This is a genomic window from Amycolatopsis orientalis DSM 40040 = KCTC 9412, from assembly GCF_000478275.1.
GTDB classification, from domain to species: domain Bacteria; phylum Actinomycetota; class Actinomycetes; order Mycobacteriales; family Pseudonocardiaceae; genus Amycolatopsis; species Amycolatopsis orientalis.
Genome location: NZ_ASJB01000044.1, coordinates 144,205 through 163,227, shown reverse-complemented (window position 1 = coordinate 163,227; position 19,023 = coordinate 144,205). Strand labels below are relative to the sequence as shown.

General features: G+C 67.9%; 20 protein-coding genes and 4 tRNA genes. 8 read left to right on the top strand and 16 right to left on the bottom strand.

The genetic code is table 11. The features are described 5' to 3' along the window. Nucleotides 1–53: 53 nt before the first annotated feature. From L324_RS13965 to L324_RS13940, 6 genes are all read right to left on the bottom strand, one after another. Nucleotides 54–551: an XdhC family protein gene (locus L324_RS13965; protein WP_037307089.1), complete on the bottom strand. Its 498-nt coding sequence runs from the start codon at nt 549–551 to the stop codon at nt 54–56. Nucleotides 552–617: 66 nt separating this feature from the next. Next, the gene (locus L324_RS13960; RefSeq protein WP_037307087.1) at nt 618–1,100 is read right to left on the bottom strand and encodes a hypothetical protein; all 483 of its coding nucleotides are present in this window, start codon (nt 1,098–1,100) and stop codon (nt 618–620) included. Beyond that, nucleotides 1,097–2,242: a glycosyltransferase family 4 protein gene (locus L324_RS13955; protein ID WP_037307157.1), complete on the bottom strand. Its 1,146-nt coding sequence runs from the start codon at nt 2,240–2,242 to the stop codon at nt 1,097–1,099. Before L324_RS13955 ends, L324_RS13960 begins: the two co-directional genes overlap by 4 nt. A gap of 22 nt (nt 2,243–2,264) precedes the next feature. Beyond that, nucleotides 2,265–3,182 (bottom strand): phosphatidylinositol mannoside acyltransferase, encoded by a 918-nt coding sequence (locus L324_RS13950; RefSeq protein WP_037307086.1) that lies wholly within the window; start codon nt 3,180–3,182, stop codon nt 2,265–2,267. Continuing rightward, complete coding sequence (pgsA, locus tag L324_RS13945; protein WP_037307085.1) at nt 3,179–3,820, bottom strand: phosphatidylinositol phosphate synthase; 642 nt, start codon at nt 3,818–3,820, stop codon at nt 3,179–3,181. Before pgsA ends, L324_RS13950 begins: the two co-directional genes overlap by 4 nt. Before the next feature lie 102 nt (nt 3,821–3,922). Then, nucleotides 3,923–4,474, bottom strand: a complete 552-nt coding sequence (locus tag L324_RS13940) for a MarR family winged helix-turn-helix transcriptional regulator (RefSeq protein ID WP_037307084.1) — start codon at nt 4,472–4,474, stop codon at nt 3,923–3,925. 116 nt (nt 4,475–4,590) lie between these two features. On the opposite strand from L324_RS13940, the gene L324_RS13935 reads away from it, so the two are divergent. Together L324_RS13935 and L324_RS13930 are read left to right on the top strand one after the other, a co-directional pair. Then, on the top strand, nt 4,591–5,133 hold the full coding sequence (locus L324_RS13935) for a YceI family protein (protein ID WP_037307155.1): 543 nt from the start codon (nt 4,591–4,593) through the stop codon (nt 5,131–5,133). Nucleotides 5,134–5,262: 129 nt separating this feature from the next. Beyond that, on the top strand, nt 5,263–5,493 hold the full coding sequence (locus tag L324_RS13930; protein ID WP_037307083.1) for a hypothetical protein: 231 nt from the start codon (nt 5,263–5,265) through the stop codon (nt 5,491–5,493). 114 nt (nt 5,494–5,607) lie between these two features. On the opposite strand, the gene L324_RS13925 is transcribed toward L324_RS13930, so the two are convergent. The 5 genes from L324_RS13925 to L324_RS13905 all read right to left on the bottom strand — a co-directional run bounded on the left by L324_RS13925 (nt 5,608) and on the right by L324_RS13905 (nt 11,609). Beyond that, nucleotides 5,608–6,144, bottom strand: coding sequence for an HIT family protein (locus L324_RS13925; protein WP_037307082.1), 537 nt, complete (start codon nt 6,142–6,144; stop codon nt 5,608–5,610). Next, nucleotides 6,141–8,210 (bottom strand): threonine--tRNA ligase, encoded by a 2,070-nt coding sequence (gene thrS / locus L324_RS13920; protein WP_037307081.1) that lies wholly within the window; start codon nt 8,208–8,210, stop codon nt 6,141–6,143. The genes L324_RS13925 and thrS overlap by 4 nt, the downstream gene beginning before the upstream one ends. A gap of 138 nt (nt 8,211–8,348) precedes the next feature. Continuing rightward, nucleotides 8,349–8,963 carry a malonic semialdehyde reductase gene (locus L324_RS13915; protein WP_037307080.1) on the bottom strand — a complete coding sequence of 205 codons (615 nt, stop codon included), beginning with the start codon at nt 8,961–8,963 and terminating at the stop codon, nt 8,349–8,351. Between the two features lie 155 nt (nt 8,964–9,118). Continuing rightward, nucleotides 9,119–10,645 (bottom strand): sugar transferase, encoded by a 1,527-nt coding sequence (locus L324_RS13910; RefSeq protein ID WP_037307079.1) that lies wholly within the window; start codon nt 10,643–10,645, stop codon nt 9,119–9,121. A gap of 892 nt (nt 10,646–11,537) precedes the next feature. Further along, a tRNA-Val gene (locus L324_RS13905) sits at nt 11,538–11,609 on the bottom strand. A 400-nt stretch (nt 11,610–12,009) separates the two neighbouring features. On the opposite strand from L324_RS13905, the gene L324_RS13900 reads away from it, so the two are divergent. From L324_RS13900 to L324_RS13885, 4 genes are all read left to right on the top strand, one after another. Continuing rightward, nucleotides 12,010–12,435, top strand: coding sequence for an SsgA family sporulation/cell division regulator (locus L324_RS13900; protein WP_037307077.1), 426 nt, complete (start codon nt 12,010–12,012; stop codon nt 12,433–12,435). 136 nt (nt 12,436–12,571) lie between these two features. Further along, nucleotides 12,572–12,644 (top strand) — tRNA-Gly (locus L324_RS13895). 25 nt (nt 12,645–12,669) lie between these two features. After that, a tRNA-Cys gene (locus L324_RS13890) sits at nt 12,670–12,740 on the top strand. Nucleotide 12,741: 1 nt separating this feature from the next. Next, nucleotides 12,742–12,816, top strand: a tRNA-Val gene (locus L324_RS13885). A 49-nt stretch (nt 12,817–12,865) separates the two neighbouring features. Here L324_RS13885 and L324_RS13880 read toward each other — a convergent pair. The 5 genes from L324_RS13880 to L324_RS13860 all read right to left on the bottom strand — a co-directional run bounded on the left by L324_RS13880 (nt 12,866) and on the right by L324_RS13860 (nt 17,082). After that, a complete protein-coding gene (locus L324_RS13880) occupies nt 12,866–14,101 on the bottom strand; it encodes a tyrosine-type recombinase/integrase (RefSeq protein WP_051173897.1) in 1,236 nt (411 codons plus the stop codon). Nucleotides 14,102–14,289: 188 nt separating this feature from the next. Then, on the bottom strand, nt 14,290–14,622 hold the full coding sequence (locus L324_RS13875; RefSeq protein ID WP_037307075.1) for a helix-turn-helix domain-containing protein: 333 nt from the start codon (nt 14,620–14,622) through the stop codon (nt 14,290–14,292). Nucleotides 14,623–14,836: 214 nt separating this feature from the next. Beyond that, a complete protein-coding gene (locus L324_RS13870; protein WP_037307073.1) occupies nt 14,837–15,292 on the bottom strand; it encodes an XF1762 family protein in 456 nt (151 codons plus the stop codon). Between the two features lie 169 nt (nt 15,293–15,461). Further along, nucleotides 15,462–16,346, bottom strand: coding sequence for a DNA methyltransferase (locus tag L324_RS13865; protein ID WP_037307071.1), 885 nt, complete (start codon nt 16,344–16,346; stop codon nt 15,462–15,464). After that, a complete protein-coding gene (locus tag L324_RS13860) occupies nt 16,339–17,082 on the bottom strand; it encodes a hypothetical protein (protein ID WP_037307069.1) in 744 nt (247 codons plus the stop codon). Before L324_RS13860 ends, L324_RS13865 begins: the two co-directional genes overlap by 8 nt. A gap of 573 nt (nt 17,083–17,655) precedes the next feature. On the opposite strand from L324_RS13860, the gene L324_RS13855 reads away from it, so the two are divergent. Continuing rightward, nucleotides 17,656–18,633 carry a hypothetical protein gene (locus L324_RS13855; RefSeq protein ID WP_037307067.1) on the top strand — a complete coding sequence of 326 codons (978 nt, stop codon included), beginning with the start codon at nt 17,656–17,658 and terminating at the stop codon, nt 18,631–18,633. A 59-nt stretch (nt 18,634–18,692) separates the two neighbouring features. After that, on the top strand, nt 18,693–19,019 hold the full coding sequence (locus L324_RS13850; RefSeq protein WP_037307151.1) for a pilin: 327 nt from the start codon (nt 18,693–18,695) through the stop codon (nt 19,017–19,019). Nucleotides 19,020–19,023: the final 4 nt, after the last annotated feature.

Sequence of the window (19,023 nt, the reverse complement as noted above, 5' to 3'; positions counted from 1 at the left end):
CGTTTAGTCCTCTGGATGCGGTAGTTGCGCGTGCAACTACCGCATCCAGAGGACTAAACGCGCGGCGGGGAGAACTCGAAGCCGCCTGGACGGCCGTTCCGGTCGGCGAGCAGACCGGCGAGGGTCGCGATGGCGATCTCGGGCGGCGTACGCGAGCCGATGTTCAGGCCGACCGGGCGATGCACACGCGCGATCCGGTCTTCCGGCACGTCCAGCGCCTTGAGGGCGGACACATGCGGACCGGCGTGGCGCGGATTGCCCAGCACCCCGACCCAGCGGGCCGGGCGGTCGAGGACGGCCTTGAGCACCTCGCCGAGTTCGGGCCGGTCATGGTCGGTGACGACCACGTCGGTATCCGCGCCGAGTTCCGGCACCGCCGAGACGGCTTCGAAGCCGTTCTCGACGTCGGTCGCCCGCGCGCCGTCCGGCTCCAGCAACACCGTCGTGTACCCGAGATCCTTGGCGTAGCGCAGGAGGAACGACGCCACCGGCGTCGCGAACACCGCCACCAGTACCCGCTGTTCGTCAGTCACGCGCCCATCCTCCCGCATTTCGTCCTCTGGATGCGGTAGTTGCACACGCAAGTACCGCATCCAGAGGACGAAATGCGGGAGGGGTCAGAGGTCGGGTTCGGCGATTTCGAAGTATTCCGGGAGCCGGGCGGTGCCGGCGAGGCCGAAGTACCGGACCTTGCGGCGCCGCCGCAGATGCAGCGTGTCCCGGACGGCGTCGTTGTGCACCCGTCGCGCGATGACGACGCGGTGCTCGGCGTCGGTCAGTTCCTCGGCCAGCGGCGGCGGCAACGTCGTCCGGTCGACGTCCCCCAGCCGCAGCGTCAGTTCGCTTTCCTCGGCTTCGCGTTCCGAGCGGTCGGCGTGCTCGGCCCGTTCGGCCAGGGCGCGCAGTTCCTCGTCGCCCAGGATCACGGCGGCCGCCCTAGCGACGACGGCGCGCCGCGCGAGGGCCGCGTCGAGCGCCGCCCAACCCGCGTCCGTCCGGACATGCAGCCGGTCCAGCCGGTTCGCCGTCGCGAGCAGGAACAACCCGCCGAGCACCACGATCACGGCCACCAGACCGCCGATCCACAACCACGTCGTCACCGGCTGAACTCGCGTTCGCCCGCGCCGACCCGCCGGGGATCGGCGGCGATCGCCGTCTCGTACACCCGCAGGACCTGCGTGGTGACCACGGACCAGTCGAACATCGCGACCCGCTCCCCCGCGGCCGCCGCCAGCGACGCCCGTCGCGCCGGGTCCCCGAGCAGCTCACGCAACCCGTCGGCCAGCGCGGCCGCGTCACCGGTTTCGGTCAGCATCCCGGCCTTGCCGTCATCGAGTACCCGGCGGAACGAGTCCAGCCCGCTCGCCAGCACCGGCGTCCCCGCCGCCATCGCCTCGGTGAGGATCATCCCGAAACTCTCCCCACCCGTGTTCGGCGCGCAGTAGACGTCGACGCTGCGCAGCGCCCGCGCCTTCGTCTCGTCGTCGACCTGGCCCAGCAGGTCGATATGCGACGCGAGTTCCGGACCGGCCTCGCGCCGGAGCTGCTCCTCGTCGCCACGGCCGACCACCAGCATCCGCAGGTCCTCGAACTCCGGCAGCAGCATGCGCAACGCCTCCAGCAGCACACTCATCCCCTTGCGAGGTTCGGTGTACCGCCCGACGAAGCCGACCGTGCCGCCCGCCCGCGGGTAACCGTCCAGCGGGAGCGCGCGGGAGAAGAAGTCGACATCGACGCCGTTGGGCACCTCGACCGCGTCGCCACCGGCGTGCTCGACCTGGACCCGGCGGGCCAGCGCCGACACCGCGATCCGCGCGGTGATCTTCTCCAGCAGCGGTCGCAGCACCGGCTGGAACGCGGCCAGGGTGCGCGACCGGGTCGTCGCGGTGTGGAAGGTCGCCACGATCGGGCCGTCCGCGACCTTCAGCGCCAGCAGGGACAGACTCGGCGCGGCGGGTTCGTGCAGATGCAGGACGTCGAACTCGCCATCTCGGATCCATCGCCGCACCCTGGCGTAGGACACCGGGCCGAACTGCAGCCGCGCGACCGAGCCGTTGTACGGGATGCCGAGCGCCTTTCCCGCGGGGACGACGAAATCCGGGACGTCGGAGTCCTCGTCCGCCGGCGCGAGCACCGAGACCTCGTGCCCGCGCGCGAGAAGCGCCTTCGCGAGATCGATGACATGGCCCTGCACCCCACCCGGAACGTCGAACGAGTAGGGGCAGACGATCCCGATCTTCAAGACCCGCGGCTGAGCCATCGGCTCAGCTCGCTTCGCCGAGGTCGGCCTGTTCGCCGGCTTCGAAATCGGAGAGCCAGAACTTCTGCATCATGTGCCAGTCGGCGGGATGCGCGGCGATGTCCCCGGCGAAGATGTCCGCCAGCGCCTGGGTGGCCGCCGGGACCTCGGAGCGGTTGGTGACCCGGATCCTCGGGTGCAGCCGGATCTGCCAGCCGTCCTCGGTGAACCAGCAACCCGCCGGGATCAGCGCGGCGCCGGTGGTCGCGGCCAGCCTGGCCGGCCCGCCGGGCATCCGGGTCTGCTCGCCGAAGAACTTGACCGGCACCCCCGAATTCGTCAGGTCCCTGTCCCCCACCAGGCAGATCGCTTTGTTCTCCCGAAGCCGTTTGAGCAGCACGCGCATCGCGGAACTATCGCCGGTCAGCGGCACGATCTCGAAACCGAGCGATTCACGATAAGACACGAACCGCTGGTACAGCGACTCGGGTTTCAGCCGCTCCGCGACCGTGGTGAAGCCGCCGAGGTAGTCCGCGAGCCAGACGCCCGCCGCGTCCCAGTTCCCGCTGTGCGGCAGTGCCATCACCGCGCCGTTGCCCTCGGCCAGCGCGGCGTCGAGGTTCTCGACCCCGGTGATCGACTGGGCGACCTTGCGGCTGACCTCCTTGTGGTCCATCGAGGGCAGCCGGAACATCTCGTGCCAGTAGCGCGCGTAGGACCGCATCGCGCGGCGGGTCAGTTCGTCGAGTTCGACCTCGTCGGCCTGCGGCACGACCCTGGCGAGGTTGCTCCGCAGCTGGCGCACCCCGCCGCCGTCCCGCCGGACGGCGAGATCCGCGCCCAGCCCGAAGGTCACCGCGCCGACCTGCTCGGGCAGCCAGCGCGCGAGCCGCCAGCCCGCCGCGTAGCCGAAGTCGCCCAGACGCTGGGAGAACCCGCTCATGACCCGCCTTCCGTGGCGGGTGGCCCTGCCGCCTTGGCGGCCCTCGCCGCCTTGGCCACCGCGGCCGTCCGCTGCAGCAGGGTGATCACCGAAAGCACCGCGAGCAGCCAGAGGGTGATGTCCACGGTGTACGGAACGCCCAGACCGTGCAGTCCGGTTCCCACGAGGGCGATGATCAGCCGTTCCGCGCGTTCGACGAGCCCGCCGTCCGCTTCCAGTCCGGAGGCCTCGGCGCGGGCCTTGACGTAGGAGATGACCTGCGCGAGCACGAGGCAGATCAACGCGGCGGCCGCGGCCGGGCGGTTGTCGTCGTGGACGAAGCACCACCACGCGATCGCGGCGAACAAGGCGCCGTCGACCAGCCTGTCGCAGGTCGCGTCGAGAACGGCCCCGAACGCCGTGCCGTACCCGCGGGCGCGGGCCATCGCGCCGTCGAGCAGGTCCAGCATCGCGAAGCCCCACACGGTGAAGGTGCCCCACAGCAGCATGTCGTTGGGGAAGAACGCGAGCGCGCACAGGACCGCGCCGGCCGTGCCGATGACGGTCATCGCGTTCGGGGTCAGACCGGCGCGGACGAGCACCTTCCCCATCGGGTCGGTGACGCGGGAAACGGAGGCGCGCGCGAAAATGTTGAGCATCGGTTCTTCAGGTGCACCTAAGCAGCAGGGTCGGATGGGCGTCCGAAGCCTATCCACCCGCACCGACGCCCGCCGTCGTGCCCGCCCCGGACCGGCTTCCGCTCAGTCCGCTTTGGCCAGTTCGGGTACCTCGCGGACGTCGCCGGAGGCCACACCGGACTCTTCCCGCAGGGCCAGTTCCGCCTCGGCGGCGGCGCATTTCGGCGTCAGCCGACCCAGCACGGCGGCGCTGATCTCCCCGAGCGCCTTCACCTGTTCCGGGGTCAGCGGATCGAAAAGACTCTCGCGGACGGCCTCGACGTGCCCGGGCGCGGCCTTCTCCAGCGCGGCGAAACCCTCGGCGGTGAGCACCGCCCAGGAACCGCGTTTGTCGGTGGGACACGACTCACGGCGCACCCAGCCGTTCGCCTCGAGCCGCGCGACAGCGTGCGAAAGCCTGCTGCGCGACGCCTTGCGCGCGTCGGCGAGCTCGCTCATCCGCAGCTGACGGCCCGGCGCCTCGGACAGGGCGACGAGCACTTCGTAGTAGGTGTGGGGCATGCCCGCCTCATGCTGGAGCTGGCCCTCCAGGTGCGCCTGCAGCATCCGCGTCGCCGCGGAGAAGTCGCGCCAGATCTTCTGCTCCTCGTCGGAGAGCCATCGGGGTTCGGACATGTGGCTCATTCTACCCCTGGTTGAGCGCTCAACCAAACTGCGCTACAGTATTTGTTGAGCGCTCAACAAGCTGAGGGCTCCCCTGGACAGACCACAGACTTTTGGAGATCGACTTCATGACCACCACCGAAATCCCGGGCTACGTCACGGGCAAGTGGACGATCGACACCGCTCACTCCGACATCGCCTACACCGTGAAGCACCTCGGCCTGGCGAAGTCCCGGGGCAACTTCACCGCCTTCACCGGCGAGGTCGTGACCGCCGACAACATCCTCGACTCCTCGGTCACCGTCGAGATCGACGCCTCGTCGGTCGCCAGCGGTGTCGACGGGCGTGACACGCACCTCAAGTCCGAGGACTTCTTCCACGTCGACGAGCACCCGGTCATCACCTTCCGCTCGACCGGCATCCGCGAGGACGGTGGCGACTACGTCATCGACGGCGAGCTCACCTGGCGCGGCAAGACCGTCCCGGTCTCGCTCGAGGCGGAGTTCAACGGCATCGGCACCAACCCGGCCAACGACAACGCCACCACGCTCGGCGTCTCGGCCACCGCCACGGTGAACCGCCGCGACTTCGGCATCGGCCCGGAGGGCAACGCCTTCCTGTCCGAGAAGGTCAAGATCGACATCGAGCTGCAGGCCGCGCTCAACTCCTGAGGCTTGGCTTCACGTGTTCCCCGGTCGTCGTCGACAGGTCGGTGAATTCGGCCGTTCGGCAGACACGCCTGCCCGTTTCATGATTGATTGTGCGCGCACGCGTTTCACAAGAGAACTGGGGCTCTACAAGTGAAGAAGAAGATCGCGGCAGCGGCCGCCGTCATGGGCGCGCTGGCGTCAACGGTCGCGTTCGCGCAGCCTGCCAGCGCGGGCGTCGACACGAGGTACTACTACGAGTCCAGCTGGTCGTCGGAGGGCGACTGCCAGATCAACGGCTACTTCGGCCAGCAGAACGGCCGGTGGTCGGCCTACTTCTGCTCCGCGTCGACCTGGTCCTGGGACCTCTACATCAAGCGGTAGTCACTCACCTCAGCCCGAAGTCCGCGAAGGCCTCTTTCCCTGCTCTCAGGGCAGGGAAAGAGGCCTTCGCGGACTTGAGAACATGGGCACCGCCGACGTAAGCAGGCGGCAGGCCTACCAGGCGTCGGCCAGCAGCTGCCGGGTCTCCCCCAGCAGCTGCGGCAGCACCTTCGTATGCCCGATCACCGGCATGAAGTTCGCGTCGCCACCCCACCGCGGCACGACGTGCTGGTGCAGATGCGCGGCGATGCCCGCGCCCGCGATCACGCCCTGGTTCATCCCGATGTTGAACCCGTGCGCCGACGACACCTCGCGGATGACCCGCATCGCGCGCTGGGTGAACTCCGCGACCTCGACCGTCTCCTCCGCCGTCAGGTCCGTGTAGTCCGCGACATGGCGGTACGGCACGGCCATCAGGTGCCCGGGGTTGTACGGGTACAGGTTCAGCACCGCGTACACCGTCTTCCCGCGCGCGAGGATCAGCGCGTCCTCGTCGCTCTTCTCAGGAAGATGACAGAACGGGCAGCCCTCGTCGGGCCGCTTCGCCCCCTGCACGTAGGCGAGCCGGTGCGGGGTCCACAGGCGCTGCAACGCGTCCGGAACCCCCACACCGTCCTGTCCGACGACTTCAGGGCCATCGGGGCCCGTCACCGGAGGACCGCCTCCAAGCCCGCCACCGTCGGCGAGGAGTTCTCGCGCCGCTGGACCCAGCCGGCGATCGCCTCGACCGCGTCGGCCACCGGGACCCCGTTGATCTGGCCGCCGTCACGGAACCGGAACGAGACCGCGCCCGCCTCGACGTCCTTCGCGCCCGCCAGGAGCATGAACGGGACCTTCTGCGTGGTGTGGGTGCGGATCTTCTTCTGCATCCGGTCGTCGCTCGCGTCGACGTTGGCCCGGATCCCCTTGGCCCGCAGCGCCTTCTCGACCCCGCGCAGGTGCTCGACCTGGTCCTCGGTGATCGGGATGCCGACCACCTGGACCGGCGACAGCCACGCCGGGAACGCGCCCGCGTAGTGCTCGGTCAGCACGCCGAAGAACCGCTCGATCGAGCCGAACAGCGCGCGGTGGATCATCACCGGACGCTGACGGCTGCCGTCACCGGCGGTGTACTCCAGTTCGAACTTCTCCGGCAGCATGAAGTCCAGCTGGATGGTCGACATCTGCCAGGTGCGGCCCAGCGCGTCCTTGGCCTGCACGGAGATCTTCGGCCCGTAGAACGCCGCGCCGCCCGGGTCCGGCACCAGTTCGAGGCCGGATTCGACGGCCGCGGTGCGCAGCACCTCGGTCGCCTCGGCCCAGACCTCTTCGGAGCCGATGTACTTCTCTTCGTTCCGAGTGGACAGTTCGAGGTAGAAATCGTCGAGACCGTAGTCGCGCAAAAGGTTCAGCACGAAGTCCAAAAGGGACTTCAGCTCACCGGGGACCTGCTCCAGGGTGCAGAAGATGTGCGCGTCGTCCTGCGTCATGCCCCGGACGCGGGTGAGGCCGTGGATCACGCCGGACTTCTCGTAGCGGTACACCGAACCGAACTCGAACATCCGCAGCGGCAGTTCCCGGTAGGAACGCCCGCGCGAGCGGAAGATCAGGTCGTGGAACGGGCAGTTCATCGGCTTGAGGTAGTAGTCCTGGCCGGGCTTGCGGACCGAACCGTCCTCGTTGTGCTCGGCGTCGAGATGCATCGCCGGGTACATGCCGTCGCGGTACCAGTCGAGGTGCCCGGAGGTCTCGAACAGCGCGCCCTTGGTGATGTGCGGCGAATACACGAAGTCGTAGCCCGCCTCCACATGCCGCTGGCGCGAGTAGTTCTCCATCTCCTGCCGGATGATCCCGCCCTTGGGATGGAACACAGGCAGGCCCGAGCCGATCTCGTCCGGGAACGAGAACAAGTCCAGCTCGACACCCAGCTTGCGGTGGTCGCGGCGTTCCGCCTCGGCCAGCCGCTCCAGGTAGACCTCCTGCGCCTCGGCGGATTCCCAAGCGGTGCCGTAGATCCGCTGCAGCTGCGGGTTCTTGTCGTCACCGCGCCAGTACGCGGCGGCGACGCGGGTGAGCTTGAACGCCGGGATGAACTTGGTGGTCGGCACGTGCGGGCCGCGGCAGAGGTCGCTCCACACGCGCTCTTTGGTGCGCGGGTCGAGGTTGTCGTAGATCGTCAGCTCGCCGCCGCCGACCTCCATCACCTCGGAGGTGTCCACAGTGGAGTCTTCGGACTTGAGGTCGACCAGTTCGAGCTTGAACGGCTCGTCGGCCAGTTCCTTCTTGGCCTCGTCCACCGAATCGAAGACACGGCGGGAGAACTGCTGCGCGCCCTTCACGATCTGCTTCATGCGCTTTTCCAGCGCCTGCAGGTCTTCCGGGGTGAACGGGGTGTCGACGGCGAAGTCGTAGTAGAAGCCGTCCTTGACCGGCGGGCCGATGCCGAGCTTGGCCTGCGGGAACTGCTGCTGCACCGCCTGGGCGAGCACGTGGGCGGCCGAGTGGCGGATGACGCTGCGGCCGTCCTCGGTGTTCGCGGCGACGGCCTCGACCTCGACCTCGGACTCGGGCGCCCAGGCGAGATCGCGGAGGTTCCCCTCGACGTCGCGCACGACGACGATGGTGTCCGGTCCCTTGGTCGGCAGCCCGGCTTCGCGGACCGCGGAGCCCGCCGTAGTGCCCGCCGGTACCACCACGCGCGGGGCGGTTGCGGCTGCTACTGACGACGGCTGGGACACGATGGACTCCTCGCGGTTAAAGCGGATGGTTCCCGTGATGTTAGTCGTCAGGTGCGGCGCCGCTCACGCGCATTACCCCTAACACCGCGAAGGCCTCCTTCCCGTTGGAAGAAGGCCTTCGCGTATTGAGGGACGAGGTCAGACGGTCTCGACGACCTCGTCGAAGTCCAGCCGCGGCAGGCGGTCGAACCAGGGGTTCTCGCCCGGCTTGCCGACGTTGATCACGACGAGGGACTTCCACGGCTTGTCCGCGAAGAACTCCTTGTCGATGCCTTCGCCGTCGAAGCCGGTCATCGGGCCGGCGGCCAGCCCGGCGGCCCGGACGCCGATGATGAAGTAACCGACCTGCAGCAGCGCGTTGAGCTTGGCGGTCTCGACGCGGGCCGTCTCGTCGGCGAACAGGTCCTTGGCACCCGGGAAGTGCGGGAAGGTGCGCGGCAGGTTCTCGTGGAACTCGGTGTCGGCGGCCAGCACGACGGTCACCGGCGCGGCCTCGGTCTTGGCGCGGTTGCCCTCGGACATCAGCGGCGCGAGGCGCTTCTTGCCCTCTTCGGTGCGGATGACCAGCGCGCGCAGCGGCTGGTTGTTCATCGACGTCGGAGCCCATTTGACCAGCTCGTAGATCGCGCGGATCTGCTCGTCGGTCACCGGCTCGTCGCTGAAGTTGTTCGCGGTACGAGCCTCGCGGAACAACAGGTCCTGAACGTCCCGCGGGAGGCTCAAGGCTTCGGTCGGCTCAACGCTGGTGGTCATGGGTGGTTCTTCCTTCCGTACGCGTCCTGTACCCGTCCCAACCTAGTTGAGCGCTGAACTATTTCTCGTTCAACTACCCCTGCGTGTGTGCTCGATCACAAGAACGGCCGCCGTCCCCGGAGGAACGGCGGCCGGTGAGGCGAGGCGAAGCCGGGTCAGTAAGCCCCGCGTCCCTGAACCACGGCACGGAAGGTCTTCCAGAGGATCACCAGATCGAGGGCGAGGGACCAGTCCTCGACGTAGCGCAGGTCGAGACGGATGCTCTCGGCCCAGCTGAGGTCGCTGCGGCCACTGACCTGCCAGAGCCCGGTCAGCCCCGGCTTCACCAGCAGACGGCGGCGCGCGTCGGGGGCGTACTTCGCGGTCTCCTCCGGCAACGGCGGGCGCGGGCCGACGAGGGACATACGCCCGCTCACGACGTTGAACAACTGCGGCAGCTCGTCGAGCGAGTACCGGCGAAGCAGTGCGCCGACCCGCGTGACCCGCGGGTCCTTGCGCATCTTGAACAGCGGCCCCGCGCCTTCGTTCTCCGCCTGGAGATCCTGCTTGAGCTTGTCGGCGTCGGTGACCATCGTGCGGAACTTCAGCATGGTGAAGGTGTGCCCGTCGCGGCCGACCCGGCGCTGCCGGTAGATGACCGGGCCGCGGTCGTCGACCTTGATCGCGATCGCGATCGCCAGCAGCAGCGGGGAAACGAGGGTGAGGAGCACGGTCGAACCGAACCGGTCGAGGACTTCCTTGACCAGACGGCGGCCGCCGGTGAACGCCGGCGCACTGACCCGCAGGAGCGGCATGCCGAGCACCCCGGAGACGTTCAGCCGGGGACCGGCCACCTCCATCAGCATCGGGGCGACCACCATCTCGGCGGAGGTCCCTTCCAGGTCCCAGGCCAGCCGCTGCAGCCTTTTCGGGTTCCAGTGCTGATCCGCGGTCACGGCGACCACGCGGTAGCCGCCACGGCGGACGTGGCCCGCGAGTTCGTCGAGCTTCCCGACGACCGGGACGCCTTCGACCTCACCACTCCCCCGCTCCGCGCCGGCGCCGGTGTAGGTGCAGACGGCCTCGACCCGCCAGCCGACATGGGGATCGGCCTTCGTGCGGGCGATGAGATCGGCGACCGTGTCGGGGCTCCCCGCGGCGAGGACCGGCAGCAGGCATTCACCGAGCCGTCTGCGCCGGTGCAGCACCTGTCTCAGCGCGTACCGCTGCAGGAACATGAAGACCGAGATCATCGGGACGACGATGAAGACCCACGGCTGCACGGCGAGCGCGCCGAAGAGCAGGCCGCCCAGCGCGACGAGGACCGCGGTGGCCACCAGGCCCCGGCCGAGCGTGCGGTACTCCTCCGCGCCTTCCCCCAGCACACGGGGGCTCCAGGCGCGGCAGACCGACAATCCGAACAGGAAGGCCGCGGCGGTCCCGACCGCGTGCATGTCGTGCGGATCGGAGCGATCGATCAAGAAGGCGCTCATCATGATGAGCACGAAGGCGGTGAAAACGTCACTACCGATGACCCAGGCGCGGTAGCGCGATTCCCAAGCCGCGTACGGCGGCCGCGCCGACGTGTTGTCGACCGCGGCGGCGACGCCCGCACCCCTTTGCGGGGGAAGCGGGATCGACTGAAGGTCGATGTGCTGCGGCGTCCCTTTGACGGTGGACGACGGCCGCACCGACTCTTCCATCAGACCTCCCGGAGTGGGAATTCCCGAACGCCGGATCAACACGCTGAGTCAATGAGAGCGATTTCGAAGAGTGATCGATTCTCAAGATCCTTCAGCGGCCGATGGGGCGACACACGCCAAGGTATCGGCCACTCTCCGACCATCGTTACAAGGATTTCCAGCCACATCCTGCGCGGGCTTCCGGCAAATGAATGCCGTGTTGATAACAAGATGATGACGATGCGTAATAGACCGTATCCCCCGAACAACTACGCAAAGTAGTCACCAATTCCCGCTTTCCCGGCCACTTGGAGCACCGCGCGCCCGAACGGCCGAACAGCCCGGAAAACTCCACAGTGGACGGTCCGGCTGAATCGATCTCCGGCCGGTCCACTGTGGATTTCACGCCCCCGGAGCCCCACGGCCCGCGCCCCGCGCCGACGGCTGGGCGACCTACCTTGTCAATCGGTCACCGGGGTGGCGTTTCGTCACATCACGTCAGCATCACGGCGACCCCGGCTCCGGAGCCGTGCGGGTGAGGCGCTACTCCGTGCCCCGCATCACTTCCGCCGTGGTCTGAACCTCTCAAGAGGGCCCACAGTGCCGAGGATCACAATGTCGTCTCGATGACTGCCTTTTGCTACTTGTTCGACACGCGAAACAAGGTTTCCGGCGAATGTCCACACCGGCCGAACCGGGACCCGACGGCGATCTTCGAACCGGCGGACTCCCGGCCATCGCCGTCGCAGCGGCGAAGTGGGCCCCGCTCCCGGCCCATTCCGCGACGGCAGAAGTACCGACCCCGGATAACCCGCGTCCGACCTGGGGATCGAATGCGTCCAGACGGCCGCCGGTCGACACCGTCCGAGAATGAATCAAGGCCCCGGACCGACGGTCCAGGGCCTTCATCCGGTGGGCGATACTGGGATCGAACCAGTGACCTCTTCGGTGTGAACGAAGCGCTCTCCCGCTGAGCTAATCGCCCGCTCGCGGTGTCCGGCAGACTCTACCTCACGACTTTAGGGCGCCTGCAAACGGGTGGTTCACAACGACCACACTCCGCTCACCAGCAAATACGGAGCGAACAACCGCGAGCTAGCCGGGGTTGTCGGGGCCGGGGGCCGCCCGCGACGCGTTTCGACATTCGTGCGACGGTGCTATCGCGTGACGACTAAACCGCGCAGTATGTACATGTGGACTGCCTGCAGGGCGCATGGATGGCTGCGCGTCGCGCGGGTGATGATGGGGTGACGGAGCATGGACCCGGGGTCCGATGACCCCGTCCGGGTGATCTGCGGCAAAACCGCGTTCCGATCGGCCGGCCGAAACGTCACATCATCGCCACTCGGTTCGACCGGGCCGGGAAGGAGACGAAGGGTAGGACGATGCGCAACGATCACGTGACGCTCCGCTCGACGGCGGTGTTCGACCTCCTGGCGCCGCGGACACCCGCGGTCCCCGTGAAGGTGGAACTGCGATACGACACACGCGACCCCTATGCGGTCGTCGCCGCCTTCCGCACCGGCCGCGCCGGCTGGGTCGAGTGGGTCTACGCGCGCGACCTCCTCGCGGACGGCCTCCTCGCCGACGCGGGCGACGGCGACGTACGCATCCGCCCGTCCGTGGAAGACCCCGAGTCCGTCCTCATCGAACTGAACTCGCCGTCCGGGCACGCCATGTTCGAGGCGTCCGCTCAGGAGCTGGCCGACTTCCTCGACCGGACCTACGACGTCGTGCTGCCCGGCAACGAGCATCTGTGGGTCGACGTCGACGACGCCCTGACCCACCTCATTCCCAACGATATGGCCTGATGACGGGCTTGCGAACAGCAAGTGGCACCCCGGTTGCAAGGCCGTTTTCGGGGTCCGATAGTGTTCACACACACCACGGCGACGGGGTGAGGGACAGAACCGCGAGGTACTGACCTCCCATCCCGACCGAGGATGTGCGGATGTAGCGCAGCTGGTAGCGCATCACCTTGCCAAGGTGAGGGTCGCGGGTTCGAATCCCGTCATCCGCTCGGAAGGCCCTCTCGGGCCTGACACGGTGGAGTGGCCGAGAGGCGAGGCAACGGCCTGCAAAGCCGTGTACACGGGTTCGAATCCCGTCTCCACCTCGCGCGATTAGCTCAGCGGGAGAGCGCTTCCCTGACACGGAAGAGGTCACTGGTTCAATCCCAGTATCGCGCACCATCTGTTTTCGCAGGTCAGAAGCCCTGCTCCTCCTCGGAGGGGCGGGGCTTCAGTCGTAAAAAGGCGATGAAAAGGCGATGGCCTTCGGGGCCGTCTCCAACTGCCCGTCACGGAATGTGGCGTGCAGGTGCGGGAACCACTCTCCCAGCTTCGTGCGCTCACTCGGGGTGAGCGCGACCAACGAGCCGATCCACCGGGTCTCCAGCGCTTGCAAGATCTGACGACGCATCAGCGGAGTCACATGGTCGTAGACCCTCGCGATCCCCTTCATCTTCTGACCCAGCCGCGCCCGACGGGCAACCTCGGGGATACCGTCCTCGGCCAGCCAGGTGCTGTGACTGTGCCGCCCCTCGTGGAAGGTGAAGGTCGGCAGAATCGGCTGCACCACTTCCGCCGACCGCGTGTGTTCAGCGTCACTGCCGTCCCAAACCGGGCGCCAGTACCGGTTGCGGAAGTTGGACCGCCGCAGCGGCGCGCCTTCGGCGCTGCAGAGCACGAACGGGAAGCTGTGGCTGTCCATCAGTTCCTCATAGAAGACCGCGATACTCGGCGGCAGCTCAACGCTTCGCGTACCAGCCGGGGTCTTGGTCCGGCCCTTCTTCGTGCGGCCGCCCTGTCGTCGCGGTGTCACCGGGCGAGTCGGCCGCGGCCCGAGATCGGCCAGCCGTGAGGTGTCGACCCGGCGGCCACCCTTGAACAGACGTCCGCCGATCTCCTTCAACGGCTCACGGACCTGAATCGCCCGCGCTTCGTTGTCGTACTCGTGCCGCTGCTGACCGACCAACTCTCCCCAGCGGGACCCGGTGTAAAAGTCGAGCAGCCCGAGCACGAAGCCGGCGAGCCCGAGCCCGCTCTCGTAGAGGCGCATCGACGCCCGCAGCGCCTGCACCGGCGTGGCGACAAGGTTCTCTATCTCGAACTCACCCGAGGTGACCCGGATCCCAGCGCATGGGTTCGCCGGGATCTTCCTCGCCTTGACCGCGGCACCGAGGATGGTGGAGAACAGCGAGAAGATCGACGCCACCGATGAGTCGGCGTAGTCCTCGTGCAGTTCCGAGAGCCACTTCTCGATTTCGACGTAGCTGTTGAAGATTCCGGCCAGCGGCCATGACGACCACTGTGGGAGCAGGTGGTTGTCCAGAAAGGACCGGTACTTGGCCGATGTCGTCGGCTCCAGCCGCGGACCGACCGCATCCATGAACTCCTCGGCGAACACACCGAACAACATCTCCGCCTCACGCGGGTCCAACCACAGGTTGCGCCGGATCAGCGCCTCCTGCTCCACACCCCACGCCTCAGCGGCCTTCTCTGAGTTGAACCCGGCTCGGCTCCCCCACGTCCCATCAGGACGTTTGAACCGAGCACGCCACCCTGGCGTACTACCGCCAGTCGGTTGCGCATAGGCCATGTCGAACACACTCTCTTCCTAGGGTGACTCCCGAATCAGCCGGGACTGAACAGAACGGCCGACGCTCACGCCGCACGCCAACCACCGCGGTACGGACGCACCTCGCTCTTCGTCAACTGCACGATCTCCGCGACGTCCTCCCGGCTGAACCGGTAGTGCTTGCCGAACCGGCGATGCGGGAACAGCCCGGCCGCGGCCCGGTCCTTCAATGTCCTCGGAGACAAGCCGAGCAACGCACCAACGTCCTCTGCCGTCAGCAGTGCAGCGGGATCGCGCGGCGTGTGCTCCGCCAACGCGCGAACCGCGCTGGCGAGCTCCCGGATCGACGCCGCCAGTGCCGCAGCACCATCGACGGAATCCCGTGCGGAAGTGCTCGCGTGCGGACTGTCGTCTGTCACAACAGTTCACCTCCTCCAGTGACATGGACAGCACGGTTCCGCCCTGCCAGGTCGCGGCACCGGATGGGTCTGACGGCCGCGGACGTGAAGGGCTCGTGCAACGGATCAGCTGATGAGACGCGGTAGCGTCGGCCAGTCGCCAGCTGTACCAGCTGAAACAGCTGGCGCACAAGGCAATCCTGAGCGGATCGGACGACCTGCCCGATCGCGTGAACTACCGGTCCGCTCGGATCTCCCACCGCGTCCGCCGGATCCCGTCGACACCGCGCGACTCGCGCGGTCGCGACACAGTGGACCAACCCGGCCGCGGCCGGAGATCGGCGACCGGACGGAAACCGGCCGCGCGCAGACTCGCGCCGCTCTCACCGTCCTGCGTGTAGGTGATCAGTCGCCGAAAGCCGAGTGTTCGAGCGACGCGCCACGAGACTCCGTACAGCTTGGAGTTGGCGTTCCGGGCCCCGGTCGTGCAGGTGCGAGTCACCTCGACGCTCACCCCGTCATCGAGGTGACGGGCAACCGGGCGCCCGACGATCGCCACACCGACGAGCTCGGTCTCGTGAGCGACACCCACGGCGAACTTCATCCCGCGCGGCGGCCGATGATGCCGGTGATGCGCAGCGATGAAATCGCACGCCTGGCGAAAGGTGACCGGAACGATACTCAAACCCACTGCGGCACCTCCGATCCGTCGCGGCCGACAGAACTAGACGGATCACAGTGGACGGAGCAGGCACCGTCTCGGCCGGGTCCGAGTCCGGCCTCACCGCGGCTGGACATGTCCCCAGTGGACGATCTCTCGCTCCGATACTTGGAAGAGCCACCGAGCATCATGAGCACCCCTACGCCGCGTTCGACAGAACACGTGCCTTATCACCCAGCCGCGCCAGCCCACGGCGAGCGAGTAGTGGCGGAACTGGAAGCGCAGTCACTCGGCTCCCGGCTTCAGGATCGGCGCGAAACACCAGTGCGGTGTGGTGCGCGGGCACTGCGATGGGGTGACCGAGAGCGCGTTCCGCGTGAGCCACGGCGCGGCGCTCGGCAGCCGTGGCGTGCGTGCGGACCCGGTGCTGGCGAACGTCAGCGGTCAGCACAACACTGCGCGCCACCGGTGCGAGCCCGACGGCGGCGCCGATGGCCGCGATCTGGCTGGGAACGTCGAGCAGTTCGTGCCCGGCCGGATGCCGCTCGGGTGCACAAGTGACGACGACATACCCGCCTGGGCGCACCAGGTGCCGGTACTGCGTCAGCAGGGTGTGCAGCCGCTCAAGCGCCGCCTTGAGATCGCCGGCCGGGCCGCGGCGCAGGGTGGTCAGCAGGAGGTCGATGCGGCCACTCAGTCCCGCCGTTGCCGCGGCGGTAGCCGTGCCGGGGCGTCTGTCGAGGACGAGAACCATCCCGTCGACGAACACGCCGCGAGCCTTTGTGGCGGTCACGTTCGCGCGGGCCAGGCGCCAGCATCGGCGTTGTCCGGTGAGCCCGATCGCGTGCCGCCCGCAACGCAGTGCTTCGACGATGGTCGTCCCGGATCCGCAGTCCGGATCGAGCACCACCCCACCGGGCGGGGTGAAGACTTCGATGGCGTGCCGGGCGATGTCCGGGGCCATCAACGCGGTGTCAGTACCGGTGGCGTCGTGGTAGCCGCCCTCGTCCAGTTGGGTCGCCACACTGGCCGTCCCGGTCGGCCAGACCGACGTCAGAACCGGGCTGCCTGGCTGGTCAAACATTCGCAACCTCCGTCCGGTCGGCCGTGTCCGCCAGTCGTCCAAAGAGCACGAGGTCGTGGTGGGCTCTGCGCGACGGCAGCACACCGCGGACCGGCTTGGCGACGGTGGCGGCTTCCGGAGTGACCGGTGCGGTGAGCACGGCGATAGCGTCGAGACAACGCAACCCGCGCTTACCCAGCGTGTCCACGATTTGCGACTGAGGATCCAGCAGGCGCCCGCCACGAGTTTCACTGTGTGTGATGACGGCGGCCAGCCCTCGCGGAGCGAGGAGCACGCCCAAATCGGTGTGACCGAGCCATTCGGTGGAGAGCGGATCGACGGCGGTGATGATGAGGTCGAATCGACCCCGCGGTCGGTGCACGGTCCGCCGGCGCAGGCGCGGCGAGTCGGTGTCCGGTTCGGTGACCGGGCCGAGCTCCGGCCGCCTGAGTCCGGGTCGCGACTCGGACTCCGTTCGGTCAGACGGGGCCGGACCATTGTCATCGCCGAGGTGCCCGTGTTCCGGCGCGGCGGTCGCGGTGTCGACACCGCGACCGAGCCGGGTGACAGTCCAGACCGCTTCGTCGAGTCCGGCGTAGACGGTGGTGCCGCGGCCCCGGTCGGAGACGAACCGCGATGCGCGCATCGCGGCCGGCGGAGTCTGAAGGAGCACGCGGTCGCCGGGACGGGTGTAGGTCCTGACGAGAGTGAGGATCGTGCGCCCAAGCCAGCCGGCGAGCAGCGCGGTTCCGGGCAACTGCTCGGCGCCGGCGAAGGGCCAGACAGTGGTCAGACGCGTCGCGCGACCGCGTCCGACAGCGGGCGGACGGAGGCGAACCCTGCGCCGATGGCTTCTGCCGTGCACCGGTGTCGGCGTTCGCCGTTGGGGCGGTCGGTGCCAACCTCGCCTCGGCTCATCGTGAGGTGTCGATGCCATGGGTTACCCCTCCTCGTGGCGTGGTCTGCCAGGTCACTCCAAGAGGCGGGTTTCGAGCCCGTTTTTCGACACCGAAATCGACACTCCTTCAAAACTAGTAGACAGCATTCCAGCTGAACCAATCGACCAATCCAGCTCCAGGGTTTCTCAGATCTGCCGAACCAGAAGTTGTTTACATCCCCGGCCAGAAGTGCGCCTGCGATCAAACTAAGAAGAACTTAAAATCCCAGGTCAACAACCACGTAGGCATTACGAATGTGGTACTCCGCCAGCGCTCGTGCTCGCCAGCCTGAATCCTTTCAGCAGCGATCTTTTAGTAGCTTTTCTTGTTCTTTTCTTGTCGCCACTCCGGCTTCCTGACGGGGCAATTCCGCTACCGGACAGGAGCAGGCGATGACAAGAGAATGGTTGCCCTTGGACACGGCACGCGATGCCTTCGGTTGGCTGGTGACCGGGCCGGAACCGATGGCGCTGCACGGCTCGAAGTTCGCCGGGCTGCCGCGGCGGCCGGTGCCGTTGGACGAGCTGCGGGACCGGGTGATGAGCAAGCAGTGCCCGCCCCGCACCCGCGACGACGTCTGGGCGCATCTGGTGCTGCAGTCGCGTGCCCGAGGCGGCGCGTGGACGGTGGCGTGCGTCGGGATGGCACTACCGTCACTGGCCTCGAGCGCACGTTGGCTGGCGGCGCGGTATCGCGGTGATCGCGCGGACGTGCACGCGGCAGTTCTCGCCGGGTTCATCCAAGCGCTTACGACGGTGGATCTGACCGATCCGGGCATCGCGGTCCGGCTGCATTTCGCGGCCCGCCGCGCCGGGCAGGCGGCGTTGGAAGAGTCTCTCGACGCTCCGCTGCCCGCTGGCTCGGGCTATCGCTCCACCGCGCCGCGTCCGCCCTACGGGCACCCGGACTTGGTGCTCGCGCGGGCAGTCGGTGAAGGGATTCTCACCCCCGCCGAAGCGGAGCTGATCTCAGCAACGCGGCTCGGCGAAGACTCGATGACCGAGTGGGCACAGCGCCGCGGGACAGCGCTCAAGACCGCGTTCAAGGCCCGCGACCGGGCCGAGGACCGACTCGTCGCGTGGCTGCGCGATCAGGTGACGGCCCCCAACTCCGAGGACCCGGTCGCGGACGCGGCGCTGACCGCATTGGCCTCCGATGTCTGCGGTGTTCTGGTTGATGCCCCAGCACAGGCATCACGCACTGTGAGCGGACGTCTGCGCAACGGCAGGCAGCCGTCCCGGAAGAAAACTTCACGCTCGGTGTCGAAAAACGACCCGAAATCCGGCCTCTTGGGGCGCGGGGAGACCACACCCGGCTCTCCGCGTACCGCCGAACACGAGCCGACTTCGGAGGTGCGCCGATGCGCATGACACCCCCGCCACCCTTCCACCACACACCACGTTCGAGCACGCGCCCGGTGGCGCTGCCGATGATCCGCGGCGCGCTCGTGACAGTGAGCGCGGTCCTGCTGTGTGGCGCAACCGTGGATCCAGCGCAGGCCGCCACACACGTTGTCGCGCTCGCGACCACCGTCGATCAGGTCTTCACCAACATCCGCAACTGGTTGATCGGGATCTTGGCGGGCCTGGCGACGGTGTTCCTGACCGTCGGCGGTGTCCGGTACTTGCTGGCCGGTGGCGACCCGGGTGAAACGGAGAAGGCGAAGTCGGCTTTCCGGAACGCTGCGTGGGGCTACGGCCTGGCGGCGCTGGCACCGCTTGCCGTGGAGATCCTGCGCGGGATTGTCGGGGCCTGAGGTC